The organism is Microcoleus sp., assembly GCF_049646505.1.
GTDB lineage: Bacteria > Cyanobacteriota > Cyanobacteriia > Cyanobacteriales > Microcoleaceae > Microcoleus.
On the sequence record NZ_JBARVX010000503.1, the window covers coordinates 1 to 2,862 of the forward strand.

A 2,862-nucleotide genomic window follows, 5' to 3' on the forward strand; every position below is an offset into this window, starting at 1 on the left:
AGAAGTTGGGATTCAACCAATTTTCAGTAAAACCTTTAATTATATCATAAAACTATTTTGCAAGAGGTCTAATCAACTCTCAGCCAAACTTTTCATTATATCATAAAATTATTTTGCAAGAGGTCTATTGGAAGAGTTCCTCTCTTGTAGGTTTTTGGCCTTTGTTGACGTTCAGGATAAAGTTAGCCCCCCCTGGAATTGAGCTGACAGCACGCTGCACCTCTTCCCGGTAACTCATCAACTGATAGCGACCGATCGCCCGCCCGCAGTTGCGAGATCCTTCAGTACAAACCATCTCGCCAATAGCTTCGTAATCGCCACTGGCTGCATTTTCCAAATTGGCGATTCCTTCGGAAAGCTTTGCTAACGCCTCCCCTAATGAAGCTACATCCACACCGCTCACGTAAGTTGCTGGGCGCGCGCACTCTCGCTTGGATTCAGGTAGAGGCTGAGTTGGTAAAGGGTTTTCTTTAGTTTGATTTGAACTCAGCGGCTTTGAAGGTTTTGTTTCAGATGCGACGCCTTTTGAACGCGAAATACTGTTAGAAGAACCGCCCTCCAATCGACCGACAAACATAGGCGAATTAACGCTGTAACTGAGAAACGGAACCGGACCAATAATGTAAGGCGATTTGCCACAGGGCAAACTAAACCTGAAGTACAGAGCCGTGTCAACAGTATCGCTGGTTTCTGACGGTTCCATTACCACTACTTTAAACACTTCCCCAAAAGGATGCCGGCCCGTCGGTTCCCAACCGCTCAAACAGCCAGAACCGCCTCGCACTTCCTGGTATTTGCCGCTAATCCACTGCTTCCCTTCTAGCGGCCCTGCGGCGCGACGACCGGCGTTTTCCATGTCGTCGAGTTCGATATAAGCGCAATCTTTCTCGCACGCTACCGCAAATCCTTCTACATCAGAACCGGAAATTGTGTTATTGCGCTTGCTCTCGTACCGACTGTAAATCATATCAATTCGCATGATTGTGCTGCCAATAGACGCAATAGGAACCGGAAAATTAGAAAGCGGGACTTGACTCAGCAGCGGAATATTGCTGATGAGTTCCTCTGACCAGCCAGAGAACTGTTCTAAATTTACGCTATTAAGATTGGGAATTTGGGCGATCGCAAACTCAGATAGGTCAATTTGGTTGAGTTTTGCTTGCGCTAGTTGCGGTACTTGTTTTATAGCTTGACCAATTGGCAATTGGCTGATGTTAGAGTTCGCTCCGGCTATTTGAGAAGATAAAGAAGCAATTGGAGGAACATCGCTCAATTGAAATTGGCTCAGATTTGGAACAATTTCAGCCAAGTGACCGACAGTTTGCTTACCCGCTAAGGGAAATGCTGACAAGCTAATATTCTCTAAATTGATACCCCCTAATGCCAATTGTTCAATTGCTTGCAAAGACAGAATTTCAGGTTTTACGTCGTTAATGTCTCCCAGCTTCAAGATGTTGTCAACAGCAGTGCCAGCTTGCCAGCTTCGATCGCCAGAACTTCCAGAACTAGCAACGGCTGGTAGGGAATTGAAGGTAATCTGGCTCCAATCTGGCAGCAAAACTCTAGATTGTTCTTTTTCCCAAATTTTAGTAGGTAAGGAACTGGCGCTAGCAATTGATGAAAAGCTGAAGAAAGTAATGCAGACGAAAGCAAAAATTAGGCAGAGTTTACTGGCAGCTATTAAAGCATATCCTACCTGATTTAATTTTTTTAACTGCTTTGGACTGTTCATGGGAATCCTATTGATGTTAACTAAAATCAGGTAAAAAAAGCTGCTCTATTCTTTCTAATTTGGAAAAACTTTAAAAGGTTTTTAAAACATTACGAAAAATAGAGCAGTATTGCAGAAATAACCAATCAGCTCAATCTCCCTCTCCCCCTCTCGCCCTCTTCCTCTCTTCCTCTACCTCTCTCCCTCTCCATTTTAGGAATTACCCAAAAACCCGGTTTTTCTATGTAATTCCGTCATTTTAGGTTGAGGATGAGAACGAGAAACTGGGTTTTTTAGGTTGATGCGTCCAGAACTGCATTTCTCGATCTTCGCTTTTTCTTTAATCAAGCTCCAGCTCCAACTGTGGATTCGGGCGGACTGCTGAATCTGTCCAAGGAGTATCTGCTAGGTTGGACAAGTCATAGACATTTTCTTGGTAAGCGTCATCAAAATTACCTTGACGAATTTCTCTTGATGACGAGTAACCGACAGTCAAGTCGGGTTCCGATTCGTAACTGGAGTTGTTATATCCAGAATTAGGTTCAATCGATGAATTGTGCATGGTTTTTCTTAGTTTATGTGGTGAACAATTCCAATTTAAATCGCATCAAGTTCCTGCAACTTCATTCCTGTGAGCGATTTCGTTCAGTAAAAATTACCCCCTCTAAATGGAGGGGGCAGCTTTATGAAGGTTGCCTAGAACGCCAGTTCAGTAAAAGAGGTTGACAAATATGTTCTAACAAAGGTAAATGCAGCAGAAGTAATATAACTAGCTGGCACATCAGACAGAATGGTCAGTAATTCTTGATTAGCAGCGATGCGGACGAAGGGATCTCGTGCAGAGATGCCAGTACCTGGAGCGATCGCCTCAATTCAAGCTGGGTAATTAAACTTGACATTCATATTTTGTAGTTTCTTTTTTGTACTGCATCCAGGTATTACCCATAGCTGTATGCCTGTAGCTATCAAGGGCGCGGTAGTCATCCCAAACGTTGTTTCCAAACCCCTTACTATTCAGTTAATTCCAGGGTGGATTAATTGTCGAGAGGTCAAATGAAGGCTATGAAGGCTATTGACCAACTTTATGCGAGGCATTTAACAGGTTTATCTGAACCAGATAAATCAAAAAGTAACTCACTCAAATCTTCAAT

At 43.3% G+C, this 2,862-nt stretch carries 2 protein-coding genes; both read right to left on the bottom strand.

Annotated elements, in window-relative coordinates:
• Positions 1-124: 124 nt before the first annotated feature.
• Complete coding sequence (locus WBA89_RS24080; RefSeq protein WP_424409975.1) at positions 125-1,732, bottom strand: hypothetical protein; 1,608 nt, start codon at positions 1,730-1,732, stop codon at positions 125-127.
• Positions 1,733-2,051: 319 nt separating this feature from the next.
• Positions 2,052-2,273 carry a hypothetical protein gene (locus WBA89_RS24085; RefSeq protein WP_424409977.1) on the bottom strand — a complete coding sequence of 74 codons (222 nt, stop codon included), beginning with the start codon at positions 2,271-2,273 and terminating at the stop codon, positions 2,052-2,054.
• Between the last annotated feature and the right edge of the window lie 589 nt (positions 2,274-2,862).

Bases quoted from the DNA above. Each gene is read 5' to 3' on its own strand.
- WBA89_RS24085 (WP_424409977.1), bottom strand. From the start codon at position 2,273: ATGCACAATTCATCGATTGAACCTAATTCTGGATATAACAACTCCAGT.
- WBA89_RS24080 (WP_424409975.1), bottom strand. From the start codon at position 1,732: ATGAACAGTCCAAAGCAGTTAAAAAAATTAAATCAGGTAGGATATGCT.